The sequence below is a fragment of the Flavobacterium myungsuense genome (assembly GCF_042677265.1).
GTDB classification, from domain to species: domain Bacteria; phylum Bacteroidota; class Bacteroidia; order Flavobacteriales; family Flavobacteriaceae; genus Flavobacterium; species Flavobacterium myungsuense.
Genome location: NZ_JBHTIZ010000005.1, coordinates 269,845 through 292,494, shown reverse-complemented (window position 1 = coordinate 292,494; position 22,650 = coordinate 269,845). Strand labels below are relative to the sequence as shown.

Genomic DNA, 22,650 nt, shown 5'->3' with positions numbered 1-22,650 from the left:
TTAATTATTTCAAAATGGGTTTTAGAAACTATATAAGCCCTTTATTTTTGGATTCTCTAATAAGATCTATATCGGTTCCATCAGCTATTTCTAATATTTCTTTCAGGCTTTGTTTTCTTTTTTCTATTGCATTTAAAGAAAGTGGTACATATTGTGGAATATCTTTAGTTTTTGTTCCTTTAGATAAATGAAATAAAATTTGTTTATCAAAAGCATCAATTTCTAAATTGTCAAATGGCATTTGACTTACTATTTGCACTACTGTTTGGCTATAATAATTTTCATCTTTCAATATTTTATCAAAAGCCAAAAGCAACTCGTCAAACGTTAAATCATTTTTAATCACTAATCCGTTTGGATTTATATTTTTTATGATTTGATTGATTTTTAACAACTCCGTATGCATAGTAAGCAAAATGATTTTACATTCTGGCATCTCGTTTTTAACGAGATGCGCTAAATCTTCGCCAGAAAAAATTCCTTTTTCCTCATAAACCGGCATGCTTAAATCGAAAAAAGCGACTCCATACGAACCAATTCCTTGTTCCATAATCGCTTCATATCCGGTTTTACAATCTTTTGCTTGTGTAATTACAAACTCATATATTCCTTTAGCATTGTATGCTTTAATTGCATTTTTGTAGGCTTCTATAATAAACGGATGGTCGTCTACTATTAGAATATTCATTTTAATTGCCATAATTTAAACCGTTACTTTATTTTTTATCATTGGGACTGAAATAGAAATTGTTGCTCCTTTTCCTTTTTTCGAGATGACTTCAAAAACACCTTCACATTCAATTGCTCTTGCTTCCATATTTTGCAAACCTATGCCTTTTTTTCTTCCAATTGTATCAAATCCTATTCCGTCATCAACAATTTTTAGTACAATATTGTCAATATCTTTTTTAAATGTTACTTTAACATTTTTAGCTTGAGCATATTTATTAATATTTTGAAGCGATTCCTGCACGATTCTATATAAATTTATTTTTGTTGTATTGTCTATCATTTCCCATTTTATAGCTTCATCCATATTAAAAATAATATTAGGTGTAAAAGAGGCTTTTTGCTCTTCTATTAAATTATTTACAATGGCAACAAAATTATTGACCAAAACGCTTTTCTCTCTACTCAAATCATGTGAAATTTCTCTAATATCCTGTTCAATATTTTTAAGCTCGTTCAGGTAATTGAATCTGGTTTTAATTGATTCTTCGTCTGTAAACGAATTCAAACTGTCTAGAGTAAGTCTTGCACCAAACATTCTTCCCAAAACCCCGTCGTGCAATTCCTGGGCAATTCTCTTTTTCTCCTTAACACGATTTTCCTCAATAGTAGCTTGTTGTGAAATCATTAGATTGTAAATTTCTTCATTTACTTTCTGTTGTTGTTGCTTTAATAAAAGTTCACGGTTTTTGGCTCTTTGTGTTCTTATCACAAACAACAAGACTCCTAAAGCAAATGTGCCTATAAAAAAGTAAAGTAACGTTCTGTTTCTCTCTTCGAGTTTGTCGTTTTCAACAATAATTTCATCCGTTTCGAAAGCAATTCGAGCAAATTTTTCTTTGGCTTTTCGTTCTTCTTGCTGAATACTGTCGTTAATTTTAATATATTCTTTAGAGTATTGCGAGGAAAGTTTATGCTCTACTGCAGATAATTGCTTAAGTGAAGCCAATAAATCTCCTGAAATTTTTGTTTTTTTTGCCAATTGCATGGCTTCATTAGCAAACAATTGAGATTTAATTGTATCATTATTTGCGGCAAAAAACTCAGACAGGTGAATTTTACTATTGATAACTCCTGAAGTTAGCTCGTTTTTCTCTCTTATTTTTAAAGCTTGGAAAAATAAATCTGGAAGGTCACTATAATCTCTAATCTTAAATTTTGAATATGCTAAATTATCTAAATTTAAAGCATAAATATAAGGATCTGTATTAACTAAATTTTTGTTTTGAAGTGCAGCTTTAAAACTTTCAATAGCTTCTTTAGGTTTATTTAAATTTTGATAGACATAGCCAATGTTGTTTAAAGACAATTCATAATAATTCAGATTGTCAACCAATTTTTTAGAGGTAATTAATTCTAAAGCTTTTTTATGGTATTTTAAAGCGTTTTCATAATTTTTAGTTTCGTTGTAGCAAACTCCTATTAAATTATAAGCATCGTACTCTCTTTGCAGATTCTTGTTGGCAGCATTAAAATTTAGTGCTTTGAAGGAAGATAACTCACAACCTGCATAATCATTCTCTTTTAATTGCACGTAGGCTTTCGAAGAAAAGTTTGCTGTTAAATTAAGACTGTCTTTCAGTTTTAAAAACAGCTTTTCTGATTTTAGTAAATAATAAAAGGCACTATCTGTTTTACCAATAATGTCATTTTGATTTCCTAATAAATAGTACGATTTTGCAATAAACAATGAATCTTTTTCATTTGTTGCTTTTTTCAAAACTATTTTAAGAGCCTTTCTTAAATATTTATCTTCGCTTAATTCGCAAAAAGTGAAAGCTACTTTATATAGCTTGTCGTTGTAATCAATATAATCTTTGGAGTTTTCAAGAAGAGAAAAAGCTATTTTATTGTACTGTAATCTACTTTCTGAATTCAATTTTTTGTTTTGTGCTGATAACAAATAAGAATCTAAACTGTCCGATGATTCACCAGCAGTGTTGAAATTGTTTTTGCCTTTGGAACAACTCAAAGACAAAAATAGAAGAAATAATAAAATGTAAACTTTATTTTTCAATAGCTAAAATAAATTTGGCTAATGTAGCAAAAGTATAGATACAAAAAAAGGCTTTCAAATTGAAAGCCTTTAAATATTATAATAATATGTGTTACAGTGTTCTTTTTGCACCGTTTCCACCACCTATTTCATAAATTAATGTTCTTTTAGCTCCATTCCCACCACCTATTTCATAAATTAATGTTCTTTTTGCTCCATTCCCACCACCTATTTCATAAATTAATGTTCTTTTTGCTCCGTTTCCTCCGCCTATTTCAGCTGGAGATGTAAATGATGTTAACACCATCATTAATGAGAATAACCCGATTGTTAAGATTGACTTTTTCATAGTTTGAGACTTTATAAGTTAGTACGTTTTTACTGTTTAGTGTGTAAACCTTTTTGATTCACATTGTAAAAGTATATATAGAGTCTCTGTTAAGCACCGTGTTTAGTGGTGTTTTTGGTAGAATGGTATTGTTTGATAGTGAATGAATGTCAAATCTGTGTGGATGGTTTTTCTAAATTTCTAAATAATTGCCATTTGTGATACTATTTATGATAGAATCGACATTTTCTTTATAAGATTTAGAGAACGGAAGTTTGGTGGTTGTGTTCTTAATGTAACAAACAGCATTGCCCGTATGTATTCTAGATACATAATCAATGTTTACAATATAGCTATTGTGTATACGAACAAATGGAGAGGCAAGAACACCTTCAAAATGTTTCAAGGTTTTAAAAGCGGTAATCATTTCGCCATTATACAAATGAATATCGGTTGAATTGTTGTCTGCCTGAAGGTAACAAATGTCTTTAGCTTCTATAAATCGGTAGTCTCCGTAAGATTTAACACAAATAATTAATGGTTTGTCTTCTTTACGAAATTGCTCAATAACAGGAATTGATGGATGCTCTTGATTAACAATACTTAAAGGTTCATCTAGTCTATTTTCAGTTTCAGCATGTTCAGAACCGTTATCAGATATAGCTTCTTCTTCAATTTCAAGAGTAGCATTATCGATTACAGCCTCAACAATTGGGATTTCTATTGTTTTAGTTTCTATAATTGGAGCAAAAGCCTCTGGTGGTGCTGTTGAAGGACTAAAAACCTGAGGGACATCGATAATTACCTTTTCAAATTTTAATATGCTTTTTCTTACCTCACTTTTTGAAACAGGCTTTATTAAATAATCTAAAACTTCATACTTAATGGCATCGAAAGCCTGCGTAGTAGAACTTGTTGTTACAATAATTTTAGGAACAACCTTTAAATACCTATGCAATTCATCAATTAATCGTAATGACAAATTACTAGTTGTATCTGTTGGGTTTGTTTCTAAAAAAACAATACTAGGATTATGCTCTAAGATTAAATTAAGACCGTCATCATAATTTGAAGCAGACGCAACTAAATGCAGATTTTGAAAACTCGCCAGGGTTTCGCGGGTCTTCATAATACTGATTGGATCATCGTCTAAAATGATGAATGAATGCTTCATTAATTGCTTTTCCTAAATACTATTTAGCAAAGCACAAAGAGGTAAATGATTTAAAAGTAGGTTTGGGGTTTGTGATCATACCATTATTGAAAAAAATCATTAAAACGTACAAATCAGACGGCTAATTTACAGCATTTGTTGGTTATTGTTAATTATTGTTAATAGAATCATGTTGATTGTTAATAATAAAATGCGATCGGCAAAAAAATTCGTTAAACTGCATTTCTAATTAACTAGAATATTGAATTTGTTGGTATCATTAAAGATTTATATATTAAAATACACAATTTTTATTATTTTTGTGTAAATTAAATTAAAACCAACTTTGTAATGATTAATACCGATTTTAAAAGTATTTCAGAAATTATAAAAGCTTTTCCTAACGAGCAAGCGTGTCTCAATCATTTAGAAACATTAAAATGGAATGGAATTGTTGTCAGTCCTTTTGATGCCAATTCTAAAGTTTATGTTTGTAAAAAAAACCGATACCGTTGCAGAACTACAGGCAAATACTTTAATGCAAAAAACGACACTATTTTTTACAATTCTAAAATTGAATTACAGAAATGGTTTATAGCAATTTGGCTCATATCAGTCAAACAAAAATCAATTACTTCTATTGAATTAGGAAAAACCTTAGAAATTACTCAAAAATCAGCTTGGTATATGATTAAAAATATCAAAGCATATCTTGAATTAGATTCTATTAATAAAAAAATGACAAGCGTTGAGCAAAATACTAAAAAAGAGAGGGTACAAAAGCTAAATGCTATTGAAACCGTTGTTGAGGAAAAAAAACTCCCTTTAGCAGAATGGCTTGAACAATTTAAAAAATAATCGGTTATGTTGAAAATACAGTTTGGTTCGCAAGAAAAAATAAAAAAAAACAAGGTAACGAACATACTAAACTTAAAAAACACATCATTGCATTAGAATCGTTATTAACTGCTTCAGATAATCACTGGAGCATTTTTATACAATTATTGAATAAAACTTTTCCAAAACATAAAAACAGACCACTTATTGAATTTGAAAAACAAGAAAATGTAATTAATAAAAGTTTTTCTGATTTTAATGAAAAAATAATTAAAAGCGCCAGAAAAAGATAACTTTAAATTGTTTGAAATATAAAAAAAAGTAAAAAGTTATTCGTTATATTTGATAAAAAAATGAAAAAAATATTCTTAATATATAGTTTGGTTTTCTGGTCTTTAGCTTTTAGTCAAGATGCTTCTAAAGAAAAGAAACTAATAAGTAGAAAACACGAAATAAAAATTGGCGGTATTAAACTTTTAGCGGGTCCAATATTCGAAGGTACATATGAATATATTTATTCTAAAGATTTTACGTTTGGAAGTTCTGTTTTATTGAATTTAAATACTGATAGCGATTATTCAGAAGACTTGTCTTTGACTCCTTTTGCTCGTTTCTATTTTCAAGAATCGAAAGAATATGGCGCATATGGATTTTTTGTTGAGGGATTTGCAAAATATTATTCTGGAAAATATGTTTCAATATATATTTATAATGAAGAAGACGAGAAAAAATTTAGTGCAGCCGCTTTAGGATTATCTTTAGGGAAGAAATGGGTAAATAATTCAGGTTTTGTTTTAGAATTACTTGTGGGTGTAGGGAGAACTATTGGAAACTCAAATAATGCTCCAGAAGCAGTTTTTAGAGGAGATTTGAATATTGGCTATCGATTTTAAACCAAAAATGCCTCTCTATAAGAAGCATTTTTGATGTATATTGTTTCAAATTTATGATTTAGTTTTCATCAACCAATTTTTCATAGATACTTCATTTTCAATAATCGATTTCAAATCAGCTATTGCAACTCGATCTTGTTTCATCGTATCTCGATGACGAATTGTTACTGTATTGTCTTCTAAAGTTTGGTGATCTACAGTAATACAAAATGGAGTTCCCAACGCATCCTGTCTTCTATAACGGCGGCCTACAGCATCTTTTTCATCGTAAGTTACATTAAAATCCCATTTCAATTCTTCAATAATGGTTCTAGCTACTTCTGGCAAACCATCTTTTTTAACCAAAGGTAAAACGGCAGCTTTTGTTGGTGCTAAAACACTAGGCAATTTTAAAACCGTTCTAGATGATCCATCTTCAAGCGTTTCTTCTTTTAATGAATTAGAAAAAACGGCTAAAAACATTCTATCTAATCCAACAGAAGTTTCTACTACATAAGGCGTATAATTGGCATTGGTTTCAGTGTCAAAATACTGCATCTTTTTTCCAGAATACTGCTCATGTGCTTTTAGATCAAAGTCAGTTCTAGAGTGAATTCCTTCTAATTCTTTAAATCCAAAAGGAAAATTAAATTCAATATCGGCAGCAGCATTGGCATAATGAGCTAGCTTTTCATGGTTATGAAAACGGTAATTTGTAGCTCCCAAACCAAGCGATAAATGCCAGTTTAATCGAGTGTTTTTCCAGTATTCATACCATTTCATTTCTTCTCCCGGTTTCACGAAAAATTGCATTTCCATTTGTTCAAACTCACGCATACGGAAAATAAATTGTCTTGCAACAATTTCATTTCTAAAGGCTTTACCAGTTTGAGCAATTCCGAAAGGAATTTTCATACGTCCTGATTTTTGAACGTTTAAGAAATTTACAAAAATTCCTTGAGCTGTTTCTGGTCGTAAATATAAATCCATTGCTGAATCGGCAGAAGCTCCTAATTTTGTTCCGAACATCAAATTAAATTGACGCACTTCTGTCCAATTTTTTGAACCCGTTTCAGGATCAGCAATTTCTAATTCTTCAATTAAGGCTTTTACATCATCAAGGTTTTCATCACCAAGTGATTTTGCCATACGGGCTAGAATTCCATTCTTTTTAGATAGATACTCTACAACACGAGTATTAGTAGTAACAAATTCTTCTCTATTGAAAGCTTCTCCAAAACGAGCACTCGCTTTTTCGATTTCCTTTTCGGCTTTTTGATTCAATTTCTCTGCATAATCTTCAATCAAAACATCGGCTCTGTATCGTTTTTTGGAATCTTTGTTATCAATTAAAGGATCGTTAAAGGCGTCAACGTGACCAGAAGCCTTCCAAGTAGTTGGATGCATCAAAATTGCAGCATCTAAACCTACAATGTTTTCATGCATCTGAACCATGGCTTTCCACCAATATTCTCTAATATTTTTTTTTAACTCTACTCCGTTTTGTGCATAATCATAAACCGCACTCAAACCATCGTAAATTTCGCTTGACGGAAATATATATCCGTACTCCTTTGCATGCGAAACTACATTCTTAAATAAATCTTCTTGTTTTGCCATAGTGATGCAAAAATATAAAAAGTGTGATTAAATTAACATTGTAAAGACTGATTTTCTTATTTTTATCCATAAAAAAGTAATGCAGCTAATAGAAAACTTGATAAACGTGCTTTTTCCAAAGGTTTGCGCAGGTTGCAATGCCTTTTTATTATCCAATGAAGATGTGATTTGTACGGTTTGCCGACATGAAATTCCGCTTACGAACCATTATTTAAATCCCGAAAACGAAGCTTTTAAGAAATTTTATGGTAAAGTTCCTATAGAATTTGCTTCGACATTAGTTTATTATCATAAAAAAGGAATCGTTCAGGAAATGATTCACAGTCTTAAATATCGTGGTCATGAAGAAATTGGAACAGTTTTAGGACAATGGCATGCTGATGATTTAAATAAATTACCTATAACTAGCACATTCGACACAATTATTCCTGTTCCACTTCACAAAAAAAGACTAAGGGAAAGAGGTTACAATCAAGTGACTCGCTTTGGTCAGGCTTTATCTGAAAATTTAAAAATAGAATACAATCCATCTATATTAAAGAGAAACGTGTATTCAAAGACACAGGTAAAAAAGAACTTATTAAATCGTACAGAAATAATTGAAAGTCTATTTGAAGCCGATTTTACCGAAAAAGACCATAACAAACATTTTTTGTTGATTGATGATGTTATTACTACTGGATCGACTCTTGAAGCTTGTAGCCGAGCATTATTGAAAATTCCTGGTTCGAAAATTAGTATTGTTTGTATGGCAATGTCACATTCTTAAATTGGTGTAAATAACTACTAATTATATTTTAAACAATTGATTTTCAACAATTAAATATTATAAATGAATAAATTAAAGCTTAATTTATAAAATAACAATACCTTAAATAGATTGCTAAAATATTTCATTTCTATAAAATATAATTGTTATTTTGTGGCGTTTAATCTTTGATTTATTATGTTGAAAAACAAATTAAAATATATTCTGATATTAGTTCTCATTCTTATTGCCAGTTGTGCCAAAAGAGGCTCAATAGATGGTGGTATAAAAGATACTATTGCGCCAGTGTTAAAAATGAGTTTACCGAAAAACTATTCTACTAATTTTAAAGGAAATACTATTAAACTTACTTTTAATGAATATGTAGAAGTTAAAGATGCTAACAAACAATTAATTATTTCTCCTCCGGTAGAAAAAGCCCCACAAATTTCTCCGCAAACAGCAAGTAAAACCATTACGATTACATTTAACGATTCGTTACAAGCAAATACTACCTACAGTCTTAATTTTGGTAAAAGCATTAAAGATTTCAATGAAGGGAATCCGTATCAACAATTCAAATATGTTTTCTCTACTGGTTCCTATATCGATTCTTTATCGCTTAGTGGCATAATAAAAGATTCTTATGAAAAAAAAACAGATGCGTTTGTTTCTGTGATGCTGTATGAAATGAATTCGAAATATACTGATTCTACCGTTTATAAAGAAAACCCAAGATATATAACCAATACGCTTGATAGTGCTACCACTTTTAAACTGGAAAATTTAAAAGCTGGTAAATACCAATTAATAGCTTTAAAAGACGAAAACAACAACAATAAATACAATTCAATAACGGAGAAAATAGCTTTTCACAAAGAAATAATAACCATTCCTAATGATACTCTATTTGAATTGGCTTTATTTAAAGAGCAACCTACATTTAAAGCTAGTAAACCTTCACAAGGTTCCGGAAATAGAGCTATAATGGGTTATGAAGGCGATGTAAAAGATTTAAAATTGACATTGAAAAAACAGGAAGAACTTATTCCTCTAATTATTACAAAATTTCAGGAAAAAGATTCGGTGCAACTATGGTATAAAAACAATACAGTAGATTCGTTAAGGCTAAATGTAACAAAGGGAAAATATGCAAAAGATTTTGTTTTTAACTTAAAAAAACAAAAAAACGATACACTTGTAATTAGTCCGAAGCAGAGTAAAATTCTTTCATTACGGGAAAATTTTATTTTAAAAAGCACTATTCCTCTTGTAAAGTTTGATACTTCTAAAATGCAATTGATCAATAAAGACTCAACTGCAATTGCTTTTAAAATCAAATATAATGAATGGGATCAGGAATTAGCATTCGATTTTAAAAAGGAGCCCTTAGAAAAATATAAAATAAAGCTATTTCCAGGTGCTTTAGAAGATTATTTAGAACACCAAAACGATACTCTTATTGTAGATTTTGAGACTAAAAATGTTTCCGATTATGGCAACCTCCGATTAAAATTAGAAAATATAAAGCAATTTCCGATTATAATAGAACTTACGAATGCAAAAGGCGATGTTTTAGCATCAGAATATTCAGAATCTAGCACAAACATTGAATTTAACTTAATTGAACCTAACTTATTTACTCTTCGTGTTATTTACGATGAAAATAAAAATAAAGTAAGGGATGCAGGTAATTTTTTAGAAAAAAAGCAATCAGAAGAAGTTATTTATTTCCCAAAAGAAATAGATGTAAGAGCCAATTGGGATGTAGAGCAAACCTTTAATCTGAAACCGTAAAGGAATCTCTATCATTTAAAAACCCGAATTTTTCTCTAAAATCCAACAAATCATTTTTGTGTAATATTGTATAATAAATGCCGTCATTTTCTTGAGGTTCAAGGAGATAGTTTCCTGAAAAATCAATTATTTGCGAATGTCCGTTGTATTCTAATTTGTTATTATCAATACCAACTCTATTAACGCCAATTGTATAAGAAATGTTTTCTATAGCACGTGCTTTTAGTAATGCATCCCAGGCATTAATTCTTACTTTTGGCCAATTGGCAACATAAAGTAACACATCATATTCTTCAGTATTTCGAGAAAAAACTGGAAATCGTAAATCGTAACAGATTAATGGACAAATTTTGAATCCTAAATAATCGATGATTAATTTTTTTATTCCGGAAGTATAAACTTTTTCTTCGCCTGCAAGAGTAAACAAGTGTCGCTTATCATAAAATTGAATTTCCCCTGAAGGAAAAACAAATACTAATCTATTGTAGTAATTATTATTTTCCTTAATTATTAAACTTCCGGTAATAGCGCTTTTTTTTGCTTTAGCAATCAATTTAAGCCACAAAACAGTTTCTCCGTCCATAGCTTCACAAACGTCTTTAGGATTCATTGTGAAACCACTGGTAAACATTTCTGGAAGTACGATTAAATCTACTTTTTCAGAAATAGCATTGATTTTTTCTTCGAAATTGTTTCGATTGGCTTTTGGATTTTCCCAAACTAATGAAGATTGAATAAGTGCGATTTTCATTTTATAAAATTACTGAAAAATGGCACACAGATAACAAGGATCAATCAGATTTATTAGGATTTTAAATTTAAATAAAAACAAAAACGCATCCAAATAAATGGATGCGCTTGAGATTCTTCCTTTGTCAGTTCCGAGAGCAAAGCTCGAATAAGCGAAGCAATGACAAAATGGCTTATCCTTTTAAACTTGCTGATAAATATTCTCTATTCATACGAGCAATTGTCTCAAGAGAAATTCCTTTAGGACATTCAACCTCGCATGCACCTGTGTTAGTGCAGTTTCCAAACCCTTCTGCGTCCATTTGAGCCACCATGTTTAATACACGATCAGTTGCTTCTACTCTTCCTTGTGGAAGTAATGCATATTGAGAGACTTTTGCAGCAACAAACAACATAGCTGATGAGTTTTTACAAGTAGCCACACAAGCGCCACAACCAATACAAGTAGCTGCATCAAAAGCTCTATCAGCATCATGTTTAGGAATTGGAATAGTATTGGCATCAACTGGATTTCCTGAAGTGTTTATTGAAACAAAACCTCCAGCTTGTTGAATTCTATCAAAAGAGCTTCTGTCAACCACTAAATCTTTGATTACAGGAAATGCTTTTGCTCTAAACGGCTCAATGATTATTTCATCTCCATCTTTAAACATTCGCATGTGCAACTGACATGTTGGTATTCCTCTATCAGGACCGTGAGCTTCACCATTTATAAATAAAGAACATGAACCACAGATTCCTTCACGGCAATCGTGATCAAAAGAAACTGGCTCATCACCTTTGTTTATAAGTCCTTCATTTAAAACGTCTAACATCTCCAAAAACGACATATCCCCTTCAATGCCATCTAATGGATATTCTACCATTTTACCCTTGTCTTTAGCGTTTCTTTGACGCCATATTTTTAATGTAAGTTTCATATTTTTTAGTTTGAAAGTCGTTTTGTCGAAAGACGAAAGAATTTTGACAAGCGACTTATTGCTATTTATAACTACGTGTGGCTAATTTAAGATTTTCATACACCAATGGTTCTTTATGTAAAACCGCATCGCTAGGTTTTCCTTTGTATTCCCATGCAGCAACATAAGCGAAATTTTCATCATCGCGTTGTGCTTCTCCTTCATCAGTTTGGTATTCTTCGCGAAAGTGACCTCCACAAGATTCGTTACGATGTAAAGCATCTTTAGCAAACAATTCTCCTAATTCAAGGAAGTCGGCTACACGTCCTGCTTTCTCCAATTCTTGATTGAAACTATCTGCAGTACCAGGCACTTTTACATCTTTATAAAATTCTTCACGCAATGCAGCTATTTCTTCGATAGCTTCAGACAATCCTTTTGCATTACGAGCCATACCCACTTTGTTCCACATAATTTTTCCTAGTTTCTTATGGAAATAATCAACAGAATGGGTTCCTTTATTATTTATGAATTTTTCGATTTGATCTTTCACTTTTTTCTCAGCTTCAATAAATTCTGGTAAATCAGTAGATATTGGTCCTGTTTTAATTTCTGGAGCCAAATAATCCCCAATAGTATATGGCAACACAAAGTAACCATCGGCTAAACCTTGCATCAATGCCGAAGCACCTAGTCTGTTAGCACCGTGATCAGAAAAATTTGATTCTCCAATAGAAAAACAACCAGGTATTGTAGTTTGTAAATTATAATCTACCCATGTTCCCCCCATAGTGTAATGCACTGCAGGATAAATCATCATAGGAGTTGTATAAGGATCTTCATCTACAATTTTATCGTACATTTGAAATAAGTTTCCATATTTACTTTCAACTATTGCTTTACCAAGTTTTATAATTAAAGCTTTATCATTTGTATCTAACCCTTTTACAAAAGCTTGTTCTTTTCCGTAACGCTGAATAGCATCTGCAAAATCCAAGTAAACAGCTTCACCTGTTTTGTTTACACCAAAACCAGCATCACAACGTTCTTTTGCGGCTCTAGACGAAATATCACGCGGTGCAAGATTTCCAAAAGAAGGGTATCTTCTTTCTAAGTAATAGTCTCTTTCAGATTCAGATAAATCTGTTGGTTTTTTATTTCCTTCACGAATGGCTTTTGCATCTTCCAATTTTGCAGGAACCCAAATTCGACCGTCATTACGCAAAGACTCTGACATCAAAGTTAATTTCGATTGGTGATCTCCAGAAACAGGAATGCAAGTTGGATGAATTTGTGTGTAACAAGGATTAGCAAAAAACGCACCTTTTTTGTGTATTTTCCAAGCTGCTGTTGCATTACTTCCCATCGCATAAGTAGAAAGGAAAAATACGTTTCCGTAACCTCCAGAGGCTATAACTACAGCGTGAGCGGAGTGTCGTTCGATTTCTCCTGTAACTAAATCTCTTGCAATAATTCCTCTTGCTTTTCCATCAACCACTACTAAATCTAACATTTCGTGACGGTTGTGTGGTTTGATTTTTCCACGACCTATTTGACGATTCATTGCTGAATAGGCTCCTAATAATAACTGTTGTCCCGTTTGACCTTTAGCATAGAATGTTCTAGCAACTAAAGTTCCTCCGAAAGAACGATTGTCTAATAATCCGCCATATTCACGTGCCAAAGGAACACCTTGCATCACACATTGATCAATTATATTGGTCGAAACCTCAGCTAAACGATGAACGTTAGCTTCACGTGAGCGGTAATCTCCTCCTTTTATAGTATCATAAAACAAACGGAAAGTGGAATCTCCATCTCCTTGATAATTTTTTGCTGCATTGATTCCTCCTTGGGCTGCAATAGAGTGCGCACGACGTGGAGAATCTTGAAAACAAAATGTTTTTACGTTATATCCTAATTCTGCTAAAGTTGCTGCTGCAGAACCTCCAGCAAGTCCAGTACCAACAACAATAATGTCAATATTACGTTTGTTTGCAGGATTTACTAAATTAATATGATCTTTATAATTTGTCCACTTGTCCGAAATTGGACCTTTAGGTATTTTAGAATCTAATGCCATTATATTTTTATGAATTAAATTTGATTGAAATGATGAAATATAGCAATGAAAATAAAACCAACAGGAACTACAACTGCAAATGTATATCCCAATTTGTGTAAGCCTTTTGCGAATTTATTATCAAAACCCACTGATTGAAACGAAGAATTGAAACCATGCCACAAGTGTAAAGCTAGTAATACAAAAGAAATGCAATATAAAGCTGTACGAACAGGACTTTCAAATTTATGTACCAATTCTTCAAAATAGCGTGTTTCAACGATTGGATTTGATTCTACGTATTTATAGGTCATTTCGTGTACCCAAAAATCATACATGTGTAATCCTAAAAAAGCCAAAACAACCAAGCCTGAAAGAATCATATTTCTTGAAGCCCATGAAGCATTTGCAGCTCCATTGTAATTTGTATATTTAATAGGTCTTGCGCTTCTATTTTTAAACTCTAATACAAAACCCATTACAAAGTGAAAAATAACTCCAGCAACTAAAACGGGTTGCATTACAAACTGAATTAACGGATTGTAACCCATAAAATGGGACATTTCGTTGAAAACATCGGCACTAAAAACAGACATCAAATTGATAAAAAAATGAAGGGCTAAAAAAGAAATCAGAAAAAGTCCCGAAAGCGCCATAGCAAACTTTTTTGCTATTGAAGACTTCAGTAAAGAATTATTTGCCATAATAAATGAAAATTTTATTTTAAAAGTGATACAAAAATAAATCAAAAAGTATTGCACAACAACCTTTTTACCCTTATTTATAACTATTTTAAAGTGTTCTAAATAATAAATCTTTAAGTCATTAAAAAACAATCGTTAAGCTTTTATGAAATTAAAATTTATTAAACAAAATAAAAAAATAATATAAAATAGCCATTGTTAATTTTACTATAATTCCATTGAATACAATTAAAAGCTTACCGAATACACAACGTTTTGCTAAAATTGATTAAAAATTCGCAAAAATATCAAACTATATTATTTTCCATATCTAAAACAATTGCAATTCGAATTTGTGTTTTACCTTTAATGCCTAAAAGTTTTAATAAAAATGAAAATAGGAATTGATGCCATCGCATTTGATGTAGCCAAAATACATTTACCCATAAAAACATTGGCAAATGCAAGAAATATTGAACCTGAAAAACTCGAAAAAGGATTAGGATTACTAAAAATGACTTTGCCAGATACGCATCAAGACACGGTTGTTTTTGGTGCCAATGCGTTGACTCGTTTAATTATAGATAACAATATTGGTTTAGAAGAAATTTCAAGAATTTATGTGGGAACAGAGAGCGCCATTGATAGTTCAAAACCCATAAGTTCTTTTTTAGTTTCTCTGATGGAACAAAAATTTGGAGAAAATTCATTGTCAGAATGTGATGTAGTCGATTTTACTTTTGCCTGCATTGGCGGTGTAGATGCCATGCAAAACTGCATTGATTTTGTAACTTTAAATCCCAGTAAAAAAGCAATTGTTGTAACTACCGATTTTGCTAAATACGACTTAAACTCTACTGGAGAATACACGCAAGGTGCTGGTGCAATAGCACTATTAATTGCTTCAAATCCTAAAATTATTGCATTCGAAAATTATTGGGCAACCAGTACTAAAGGTGTTTTTGATTTTTTTAAACCTTTCAGAACCATTTCGAAACAAGAAATTTCAGGAAGCGAAATTAACGAGCCTTGGTTTGACAATTTAGAAAGCGAAATTGAAATACACAAAGACCAACCCGTTTTTGACGGTCAGTATTCGAACCAATGTTACATGGATAGAACACGAGAAGCTTACTTTTTATTTAAAAAATTAAAAAACTCCCGAAAAACCATATACAACTCTTGGGAAAGTATCATAATGCACTTGCCTTATGCGTTTCAAGGCAGAAGGATGTTATCTGAAATTTACGCTTTGGATGCAGAAAACTCAATTATTTCTGGAAATGAAACTTCTGAGCAATATCAAAATAAATTAAAAGAAATTAGCAAATCAGAAGCGTACAAAAATTTTGTGACTGAAAAATTACAGCCCGCCGAAATCGCCTCTTCTATAATTGGAAATTTATACACTGGCTCTATTTTTATGGGATTACTATCTACTTTAGCTCATTTTTATGACAATAAAATAGACGTATCATCCAAAAAATTTGGTTTTCTTGCATACGGAAGCGGATCTAAATCGAAAGTGTTTGAAGGAACCATTCAATCGGAATGGAAATCGGCAGTTACAAATATAAATCTATTCGACACCTTAGAAAAGAGTACTGAAATCGATTTTGAAACCTACGAAAAACTTCATAAAAAAGAACAAAAACAAAGTATTCGAGAACCTAAAAGCGAATGGATTTTAGAACGAATAGAAAATCAAATTCCGAATCTAATTGGTGCGCGTTATTACAAATGGATTGATTAGATTTGTATTCTAATTTATTCGTTAGTATGAAATACCATCAAATTGACCGACAATTATTCATAAAAAATCGCGCCAAATTCACGGCTCAAATGAAGCCAGAAAGTGTGGCGGTTTTTAATTCCAACGATATTTATCCCGTGTCTGCCGACAGCACTTTACCGTTTGAGCAGCATCGGGATATTTTTTATTTGTCTGGCATAGACCAGGAAGAAAGTATTTTGTTGCTTTTTCCCGATGCGCCATACGAAAATCAACGTGAAATCCTTTTTTTAAAAGAAACCAGCGAACACATTGCCATTTGGGAAGGGGAAAAACTAACTAAAGAGCGCGCCTTTGAAGTTTCTGGAATAAAAACGGTGTATTGGTTACCCGATTTTGAGAAAATACTCAACGAATTGATGAGCTATTCCGAAATCATGTACATCAACACCAACGAACATTATCGTGCTACTATAGATACAGAAACCCGTGAAGCGCGTTTTGTAAAATGGTGGAAGGACAAATATCCAGCACATCAAGTGGCAAAAAGCAACACTATTTTGCAACGGCTTCGCTCTGTTAAAGAAAGTGAAGAATTGGATTTGATTCAACAAGCTTGCGATATTACTGAAAAAGGATTTAGAAGACTACTCGCTTTTGTAAAACCAAACGTAATGGAATACGAAATCGAAGCCGAACTCATTCACGAATTCATTCGAAATCGTTCTAAAGGATTTGCCTACACGCCTATCATTGCCTCCGGGAACAATGCTAATGTGTTGCATTATATAGAAAACAACCAACAATGCAAAGCGGGCGATTTGATTTTGTTAGATGTTGCTGCAGAATATGCCAATTATTCCAGCGATTTAACCCGAACCATACCCGTTTCTGGTCGTTATACAAAAAGACAAAAAGAAGTCTATAATGCTGTATTACGAGTTAAAAACGAAGCAACCAAAATGCTTACTCCTGGGACGCTTTGGAAACAATATCATGTAGAAGTCGGGAAAATCATGACCTCAGAACTCCTTGGTTTGGGATTAATAGATAAAGCTGATGTGCAAAATGAAAACCCAGATTGGCCAGCCTATAAAAAATATTTTATGCATGGCACCTCGCATCATATGGGCTTAGATACCCACGATTACGGATTGCTTCACGAACCCATGCAAGCCAATATGGTTTTTACCGTTGAGCCTGGAATCTATATTCCTGCGGAAGGTTTTGGTATTCGTCTAGAAGATAATGTTGTCGTTCAAGCTAGCGGCGAACCTTTTAATTTAATGCGAAATATTCCAATAGAAGTGGAAGAAATTGAGAGTTTGATGAACCATTAGGAATCTCTTTTCAAATGAAACAAATGCTCTACAAAAACTCAAAAGTTTCCTATTCCGATATTGGTAAAGGTACCGCTATTGTCTTGCTTCACGGTTTCTTAGAAAACCAAACCATGTGGCAGGATTTTATTCCTGAATTCAGCAAAAAACACCGCGTGATTACCATCGATTTATTAGGTCATGGCGATACAGAATGCTTGGGTTACCTTCATTCTATGGAGGATAATGCCGATATGGTTCACGAAGTTTTGCATGAATTAAAAATCAGAAAAGCAGTTTTTGTAGGTCATTCTATGGGTGGTTATGTAGCATTGGCTTTCGCAGAATTATATCCTGATACTATAAAAGGGTTAGTCTTACTCAACTCCACTTCAAGAGCGGACAGCGAAGAGCGTAAACACAATCGCGACCGAGCCATAAAAGCCGTAAAGAAAGACTACACCACATTTGTTCGGTTATCGATTGCTAATTTGTTTAGCGAAGCCAATAGAGATCGATTGATTGTTGACATAGAAAAAACGCGGTCAGAAGCTCTAAAAACGCCACTACAAGGAATTGTAGCTTCTCTCGAAGGTATGAAAATAAGAAAAGACCGAGAAGTTCTTTTACATTTTGGTCCTTATCCTAAGATGCTCATATTAGGTATAAAAGATCCTGTTCTTAATTATGAAGATAGTTTGGAGCAAATAGAGAATACCAAAGTTCAATTGGTTTCCTTTCCTGACGGGCACATGAGCCATATTGAAAATCATCAAGAATTATTACTTGTTTTATTAAAATTTTTTAAGAAAATTTAAATTATTTTCTCGTTAAAAGGAATACTTCCATCCAATATCTCATTCAGTAATATAACAACTTGTTCTATATAATTTGATAGTAGCAACGAGTCAATTATTGTAATCCCTTCTTTTTCTTCTTTAAAAGTAAAAGGCATAAAACCAGCTCTTAAATTTTTGAAAGAAATAATTCCCACCTCTATTGGTTTGCCATTAGCAATTTCTTCATACATATAAGCATAGGCCAAAACCTGTATGATTTTATCGTTTTTAATGTAGTTAGTAAGGTTATTAAATGATTTAAGAGTTACGTTTGTCTTCTCTACTTTTCCAGTTTTATAATCAATAATTCGAATTCTCGTAGTTCCGTTTTTTGGAGTGCGCTCTTCTATTCTATCAACATTACCTTTTATCAAAACTGGAAATGGCAAACTAGAATGTTTCAATGTACGTTCGTATGTTTGTTCAAGCGCAATAATTTTAATGGTGTCGCCATTCTTGATGCTTTCTAATTCTATTTTCAAGAAATTAAGAACATTGCGTTTGGCCACTTCAAAAGCCAATAAGTTTCGTCCTTTTTTAATTTCTCCTTCTTTATAAACCAACTTAAACTGATTTAATACTTCAGAATCAATTAGTTTAAAGGAATTTATAATATCAACTTCTGAAATGAATTTATTGATAAAAGGCTCATATAAAACTCGTAACGTTTCATGAATAATGGTTCCGAGCGTATTTAAAGCAATATTTTCCTCTACTTCCTCTACATCTCGAATTCGTAAAATTTTCTGGAAATAAAACTGAATCGGATTCCGAATATAACTCGTTAATGCTGATGGCGAAAATCCTTGTTCGGCAATTTCTTTCAATCGCACCAGCACGCTTTCTGATTTTGAGATAACCATTGGTTGATAAGCTATTTCTGGTAAAGAAGGATTGTAAATCTCATGAGTTAATGTATGATTCACTTGTTTTTCGACTTCCAGTTGGGTAATAAAGCGGCTCTTTTCTCCTCCATCTATTCCGTCACTTTCTGTATTATAAAGCAAATAAATATTTTTGGCTCGTTGCAATAAATGATAGAAATGATAGGTATATATAGCGTCCTTTTCCTTGTAAGTAGGTAATCCTAATTCTCTCTTTACATCATAAGGAATAAAAGAGTTCAACGACTTACCAGCAGGAAATTTCCCTTCATTCATTGATGTCACAATTACAGTTTCGAAATCTAACACTCTACTTTCTAAAACCCCCATGATTTGTAAACCATTTAGTGGCTCTCCTTCAAACGAAACTTCTGCAAGGTCGATTACTTGTTTGTAAATAGCATACAAGGTCTCTACTTTATCAATATGCTTGTGTTGTAAATAGTAATTGATGAGTTTATTAATGATTTTGAAAATAGCAAATACAAAAGCTTTTGTGATTTTCTCTTCTTCATTATCGTTGCTTAAATTAGATTTAATAGTTAATAATAGACTAGAAATCGTTTCGAGAACTGCTATAGAACCTTTTTCCCATTTTTGAAACAATAAATGAAACAAGTCGTTTTGTGTTTCATGTAATTCAAATAATTTTTTATGAGAAATAAATGTATAGTTGTTTTGATTGATTTTTTTTACCAAATCGGTTGATTTTGCATACGGCTCAACCAATGGATGCGTCAAAATGTCTAATACATCTTTATAATAAAACACATAACTCGAAGCATTTCTTGTTAGAGCATTGGTATGCATTTTGAATAATTTTGCAATCAAAATCTGTGCTGGATTGTTCTTGCTAGAATACCCCATCGTAATATTCAAAGCGCCAACAGTTGCAGGCAAAGTATATAAAAGCGGTATTAACACATTTTCATCACCTAGTACAATTGCCACTTTATCCAATGTCGCATTGGTTCCGTTGTTTCGGGATTGGGTAATTATGTTTTCAATAATACTGCCAGTGATTTTGGCTTGTCCAATTGTTTTAGGTGTGCCAATAATTTGAATGTTTTTGGTTTGTGAAAAATCGTCTACAATCCATTCAAAGGGATTTGATTTATAATGCTTCCAACTTTCTTTAAATCGACGTACAAATAAACCTGCATCATGATACGGATCGTTTAGGAATGTTTGATCTACATCCCAATAAACTGAAGCATTATTATTAGCAATTAAATGCTGAATTATTTTTTCTTCAGCGGTATTCAAAGCATTAAAACCTGCAAAAACATACTTTTTTGAAGTAACCGATTTAGAAAAATCGGTTAGATTATTTACAGCTTCTCGATAAATGAGTCCTTGATAACCAACTCTCTTTTTTAATAAGTGTTCATAAAGCGATTGGTAATATTTAGGAAGTAATTTCCAAAAATCGATATAATTCTCGAGTAATTGGGTTTTATTTTCGACTTCTATTCCCCATTTTTTGATATCTTCAATATCTTTCAAGTATGACAATACATGTTTTGAATCTAATAAATACCTGTCGATTTCATTAAAATCTTGCAATAGTGTTTTCGCCCAATTGGCAAAAAGCTCAAAGGATTGTTGCTGTGTGATTGCAGTAATAGACAAATAAACTTCATAGAATTCAAACAACAATTCTATTGGGTCTATGGTTCTTGTCTTAGCAATATCTTGAATAAAATCTTCAATACTTGTAATTTCAGGAGAAAATATGTTGTTTGAAACTTGTTTTTTTAGAGCTTCAATAAGGAAAATCTTAGCTCGCTTATTTGGCAACACAACAATAGTATTTACTAATTGATTGGAATATTCATCAATTAAAACAGTTGCTATTTTATCTAAAAAATAAAGATTTGTCATTTTATAAATATAAAAAAACGCCCCGATATATCGAGGCGCTTTGTATAAATATTTTAAATAAAAATTATTTTACTAATTTCACTTCTACTCTTCTGTTATCAGCTTTACCTTTAGCCGTTTTATTAGAACTAACTGGTTTACTTTCTCCAAAACCTGCAGATGTTAATCTACCAGCAGCAATTCCGTTTTCTGTTAAATAGTTTTTAACTGCAGCAGCTCTGTTTTCTGATAATGTTTGATTTGCAGCATCTTTACCATCACTATCTGTATGACCTTCAATACTAAAATTAGAAGCAGGATATTGTTTTAAGATAGCCGTGATAGATTGTAATACAGCGAAAGTCTCTTGTTTAAAAGTATCTTTACCGCTATTAAACAATATAGTTTTAGCATAAGCATTCAATTGACTTACTTGTTCTTCAGAAATTTCAGGACAACCATTATTTGCAACAGTTCCTTTAACATCTATACATTTATCATCTTTATCTAAAACACCATCTTTATCAGTGTCTGGCCATGGACAACCTCCGTTAGCAATTGGACCAACAACTTGAGGACATTTGTCTGACTTATCAGCAACACCATCACCGTCAGCATCTGGGCAACCGTTTAATGCTTTAGGTCCTGCAACTTCTGGACAAGCGTCATCTTTATCCGCAATTCCATCAGCATCCGTATCTGGACAACCTTCAAATTCAGCTAAACCTGCAATTTCAGGACATGAGTCACTAGCATCAACTATTCCATCTCCGTCAGTATCAGGACAACCTTTAAACTGTTTTAATCCTACAACTTCCGGACAAGCATCGTCTTTGTCATAAACACCATCTCCGTCAGTATCTTTTCCTCCAAATTTAAATTTTAAACCTGCAAAATGTTGCATGTGAGTTGGTACGTTATCTGGAGCCCCTCTAAATGCAGAATCTTCGAATGAATATTTGTAAGTAGATTGCAATGTTAAACCAACCATTTCTGAAAACCAAAGTGTTAACCCTAGACCTCCGTTTACAGTTCCGTAACTAGCATCTCCTAACCAAGTATAACCTCCTCCAACATGAGCAGATGGATCAAACCATTTAGTTCCTAAAGCGTTCATGAAGCTGTAGGCAATAATACCGTCAGCAGCATAGTAACTTAAATCTCCTGGGTTTACAACTGGATAATCTCCAGGAACAGTCGGACGAGGTAAAACAAATCTTGTAATTTTGTTAATAGACCCTGTTACTCCAAAAGTGAAATTTCCGCCTACGTTTTTAGAAACGTTTAAGTAAGAAACTGAAGGAAGGATGTTCCAATTGTCAGTTACATTAAAATATTGAGAAAATTGATCCCCAATTTTTGATGCCGCACTTACTCTAGTGTCTACTGCGTTTGCTCCAAAAGATATAGCCCAAGGATTGTTGCTATCTTGTGCTTGTGAACTTAATCCTATAAACAATACCACAACAGCAAATAATTTGTTAAGATGTTTCATACTTAATTTTTGTTTAGTTTAAACTATTTTATCAAGCAAAAGTA

The 22,650-nt window shown here is 32.2% G+C and carries 19 protein-coding genes; 8 read left to right on the top strand and 11 right to left on the bottom strand.

Annotation, left to right across the window (positions count from 1 at the left end; all coding sequences use genetic code 11):
* Positions 1 to 28: 28 nt before the first annotated feature.
* The 4 genes from ACFQ0S_RS01730 to ACFQ0S_RS01715 all read right to left on the bottom strand — a co-directional run bounded on the left by ACFQ0S_RS01730 (position 29) and on the right by ACFQ0S_RS01715 (position 4,227).
* Positions 29 to 688 carry a response regulator gene (locus ACFQ0S_RS01730; RefSeq protein ID WP_379752570.1) on the bottom strand — a complete coding sequence of 220 codons (660 nt, stop codon included), beginning with the start codon at positions 686 to 688 and terminating at the stop codon, positions 29 to 31.
* A gap of 15 nt (positions 689 to 703) precedes the next feature.
* Entirely contained in the window at positions 704 to 2,746 is a 2,043-nt protein-coding gene (locus tag ACFQ0S_RS01725; RefSeq protein WP_379752568.1) for an ATP-binding protein, read from the bottom strand.
* Positions 2,747 to 2,837: 91 nt separating this feature from the next.
* Entirely contained in the window at positions 2,838 to 3,074 is a 237-nt protein-coding gene (locus ACFQ0S_RS01720; protein ID WP_379752566.1) for a hypothetical protein, read from the bottom strand.
* 172 nt (positions 3,075 to 3,246) lie between these two features.
* Positions 3,247 to 4,227 (bottom strand): LytR/AlgR family response regulator transcription factor, encoded by a 981-nt coding sequence (locus ACFQ0S_RS01715; RefSeq protein WP_379752564.1) that lies wholly within the window; start codon positions 4,225 to 4,227, stop codon positions 3,247 to 3,249.
* Between ACFQ0S_RS01715 and ACFQ0S_RS01710 the strand changes: the two genes are divergently transcribed.
* From ACFQ0S_RS01710 to ACFQ0S_RS01700, 3 genes are all read left to right on the top strand, one after another.
* A complete protein-coding gene (locus tag ACFQ0S_RS01710; RefSeq protein WP_379752562.1) occupies positions 4,215 to 4,352 on the top strand; it encodes a hypothetical protein in 138 nt (45 codons plus the stop codon). The two genes, ACFQ0S_RS01715 and ACFQ0S_RS01710, sit on opposite strands and share 13 nt — an antisense overlap.
* 205 nt (positions 4,353 to 4,557) lie before the next feature.
* The gene (locus ACFQ0S_RS01705; RefSeq protein WP_379752560.1) at positions 4,558 to 5,064 is read left to right on the top strand and encodes a hypothetical protein; all 507 of its coding nucleotides are present in this window, start codon (positions 4,558 to 4,560) and stop codon (positions 5,062 to 5,064) included.
* A 332-nt stretch (positions 5,065 to 5,396) separates the two neighbouring features.
* Positions 5,397 to 5,936, top strand: a complete 540-nt coding sequence (locus ACFQ0S_RS01700) for a hypothetical protein (RefSeq protein WP_379752558.1) — start codon at positions 5,397 to 5,399, stop codon at positions 5,934 to 5,936.
* A 51-nt stretch (positions 5,937 to 5,987) separates the two neighbouring features.
* Here the strand turns inward: ACFQ0S_RS01700 and ACFQ0S_RS01695 are convergent, their stop codons facing one another.
* A complete protein-coding gene (locus ACFQ0S_RS01695) occupies positions 5,988 to 7,535 on the bottom strand; it encodes a glycine--tRNA ligase (protein ID WP_379752556.1) in 1,548 nt (515 codons plus the stop codon).
* Between the two features lie 79 nt (positions 7,536 to 7,614).
* Between ACFQ0S_RS01695 and ACFQ0S_RS01690 the strand changes: the two genes are divergently transcribed.
* Entirely contained in the window at positions 7,615 to 8,304 is a 690-nt protein-coding gene (locus ACFQ0S_RS01690; RefSeq protein ID WP_379752554.1) for a ComF family protein, read from the top strand.
* A gap of 177 nt (positions 8,305 to 8,481) precedes the next feature.
* Positions 8,482 to 10,080, top strand: coding sequence for an Ig-like domain-containing protein (locus ACFQ0S_RS01685; RefSeq protein ID WP_379752552.1), 1,599 nt, complete (start codon positions 8,482 to 8,484; stop codon positions 10,078 to 10,080).
* Here ACFQ0S_RS01685 and ACFQ0S_RS01680 read toward each other — a convergent pair.
* The 4 genes from ACFQ0S_RS01680 to ACFQ0S_RS01665 form a co-directional block, all read right to left on the bottom strand.
* Positions 10,064 to 10,831, bottom strand: coding sequence for an amidohydrolase (locus ACFQ0S_RS01680; RefSeq protein WP_379752550.1), 768 nt, complete (start codon positions 10,829 to 10,831; stop codon positions 10,064 to 10,066). The two genes, ACFQ0S_RS01685 and ACFQ0S_RS01680, sit on opposite strands and share 17 nt — an antisense overlap.
* Before the next feature lie 172 nt (positions 10,832 to 11,003).
* Entirely contained in the window at positions 11,004 to 11,750 is a 747-nt protein-coding gene (locus ACFQ0S_RS01675) for a succinate dehydrogenase/fumarate reductase iron-sulfur subunit (protein WP_379752548.1), read from the bottom strand.
* Between the two features lie 61 nt (positions 11,751 to 11,811).
* Positions 11,812 to 13,812, bottom strand: a complete 2,001-nt coding sequence (locus tag ACFQ0S_RS01670) for a fumarate reductase/succinate dehydrogenase flavoprotein subunit (RefSeq protein WP_379752546.1) — start codon at positions 13,810 to 13,812, stop codon at positions 11,812 to 11,814.
* A gap of 14 nt (positions 13,813 to 13,826) precedes the next feature.
* Positions 13,827 to 14,495 (bottom strand): succinate dehydrogenase cytochrome b subunit, encoded by a 669-nt coding sequence (locus ACFQ0S_RS01665; protein WP_379752544.1) that lies wholly within the window; start codon positions 14,493 to 14,495, stop codon positions 13,827 to 13,829.
* A gap of 370 nt (positions 14,496 to 14,865) precedes the next feature.
* Between ACFQ0S_RS01665 and ACFQ0S_RS01660 the strand changes: the two genes are divergently transcribed.
* Genes ACFQ0S_RS01660 through ACFQ0S_RS01650 form a run of 3 tightly spaced genes read left to right on the top strand, consistent with a single transcriptional unit; the run spans position 14,866 to position 18,343 of the window.
* Positions 14,866 to 16,227 carry a hydroxymethylglutaryl-CoA synthase family protein gene (locus ACFQ0S_RS01660; protein WP_379752542.1) on the top strand — a complete coding sequence of 454 codons (1,362 nt, stop codon included), beginning with the start codon at positions 14,866 to 14,868 and terminating at the stop codon, positions 16,225 to 16,227.
* 26 nt (positions 16,228 to 16,253) lie between these two features.
* Entirely contained in the window at positions 16,254 to 17,546 is a 1,293-nt protein-coding gene (locus ACFQ0S_RS01655) for an aminopeptidase P family protein (protein ID WP_379752540.1), read from the top strand.
* A gap of 14 nt (positions 17,547 to 17,560) precedes the next feature.
* Entirely contained in the window at positions 17,561 to 18,343 is a 783-nt protein-coding gene (locus tag ACFQ0S_RS01650; protein WP_379752538.1) for an alpha/beta fold hydrolase, read from the top strand.
* Here the strand turns inward: ACFQ0S_RS01650 and ACFQ0S_RS01645 are convergent.
* Both ACFQ0S_RS01645 and ACFQ0S_RS01640 read right to left on the bottom strand, forming a co-directional pair.
* Positions 18,340 to 21,132 (bottom strand): PD-(D/E)XK nuclease family protein, encoded by a 2,793-nt coding sequence (locus tag ACFQ0S_RS01645; protein WP_379752536.1) that lies wholly within the window; start codon positions 21,130 to 21,132, stop codon positions 18,340 to 18,342. The genes ACFQ0S_RS01650 and ACFQ0S_RS01645 overlap by 4 nt on opposite strands.
* Before the next feature lie 64 nt (positions 21,133 to 21,196).
* Positions 21,197 to 22,606: an OmpA family protein gene (locus ACFQ0S_RS01640; protein WP_379752534.1), complete on the bottom strand. Its 1,410-nt coding sequence runs from the start codon at positions 22,604 to 22,606 to the stop codon at positions 21,197 to 21,199.
* Between the last annotated feature and the right edge of the window lie 44 nt (positions 22,607 to 22,650).

What these genes read in the sequence shown, in the direction of transcription:
- ACFQ0S_RS01730 (WP_379752570.1), bottom strand. Translation starts at nt 688, where the DNA reads ATGAATATTCTAATAGTAGACGACCATCCGTTTATTATAGAAGCCTAC.
- ACFQ0S_RS01720 (WP_379752566.1), bottom strand. Translation starts at nt 3,074, where the DNA reads ATGAAAAAGTCAATCTTAACAATCGGGTTATTCTCATTAATGATGGTG.
- ACFQ0S_RS01710 (WP_379752562.1), top strand. Translation starts at nt 4,215, where the DNA reads ATGAATGCTTCATTAATTGCTTTTCCTAAATACTATTTAGCAAAGCAC.
- ACFQ0S_RS01715 (WP_379752564.1), bottom strand. Translation starts at nt 4,227, where the DNA reads ATGAAGCATTCATTCATCATTTTAGACGATGATCCAATCAGTATTATG.
- ACFQ0S_RS01705 (WP_379752560.1), top strand. Translation starts at nt 4,558, where the DNA reads ATGATTAATACCGATTTTAAAAGTATTTCAGAAATTATAAAAGCTTTT.
- ACFQ0S_RS01700 (WP_379752558.1), top strand. Translation starts at nt 5,397, where the DNA reads ATGAAAAAAATATTCTTAATATATAGTTTGGTTTTCTGGTCTTTAGCT.
- ACFQ0S_RS01695 (WP_379752556.1), bottom strand. Translation starts at nt 7,535, where the DNA reads ATGGCAAAACAAGAAGATTTATTTAAGAATGTAGTTTCGCATGCAAAG.
- ACFQ0S_RS01690 (WP_379752554.1), top strand. Translation starts at nt 7,615, where the DNA reads ATGCAGCTAATAGAAAACTTGATAAACGTGCTTTTTCCAAAGGTTTGC.
- ACFQ0S_RS01685 (WP_379752552.1), top strand. Translation starts at nt 8,482, where the DNA reads ATGTTGAAAAACAAATTAAAATATATTCTGATATTAGTTCTCATTCTT.
- ACFQ0S_RS01680 (WP_379752550.1), bottom strand. Translation starts at nt 10,831, where the DNA reads ATGAAAATCGCACTTATTCAATCTTCATTAGTTTGGGAAAATCCAAAA.
- ACFQ0S_RS01675 (WP_379752548.1), bottom strand. Translation starts at nt 11,750, where the DNA reads ATGAAACTTACATTAAAAATATGGCGTCAAAGAAACGCTAAAGACAAG.
- ACFQ0S_RS01670 (WP_379752546.1), bottom strand. Translation starts at nt 13,812, where the DNA reads ATGGCATTAGATTCTAAAATACCTAAAGGTCCAATTTCGGACAAGTGG.
- ACFQ0S_RS01665 (WP_379752544.1), bottom strand. Translation starts at nt 14,495, where the DNA reads ATGGCAAATAATTCTTTACTGAAGTCTTCAATAGCAAAAAAGTTTGCT.
- ACFQ0S_RS01660 (WP_379752542.1), top strand. Translation starts at nt 14,866, where the DNA reads ATGAAAATAGGAATTGATGCCATCGCATTTGATGTAGCCAAAATACAT.
- ACFQ0S_RS01655 (WP_379752540.1), top strand. Translation starts at nt 16,254, where the DNA reads ATGAAATACCATCAAATTGACCGACAATTATTCATAAAAAATCGCGCC.
- ACFQ0S_RS01650 (WP_379752538.1), top strand. Translation starts at nt 17,561, where the DNA reads ATGAAACAAATGCTCTACAAAAACTCAAAAGTTTCCTATTCCGATATT.
- ACFQ0S_RS01645 (WP_379752536.1), bottom strand. Translation starts at nt 21,132, where the DNA reads ATGACAAATCTTTATTTTTTAGATAAAATAGCAACTGTTTTAATTGAT.
- ACFQ0S_RS01640 (WP_379752534.1), bottom strand. Translation starts at nt 22,606, where the DNA reads ATGAAACATCTTAACAAATTATTTGCTGTTGTGGTATTGTTTATAGGA.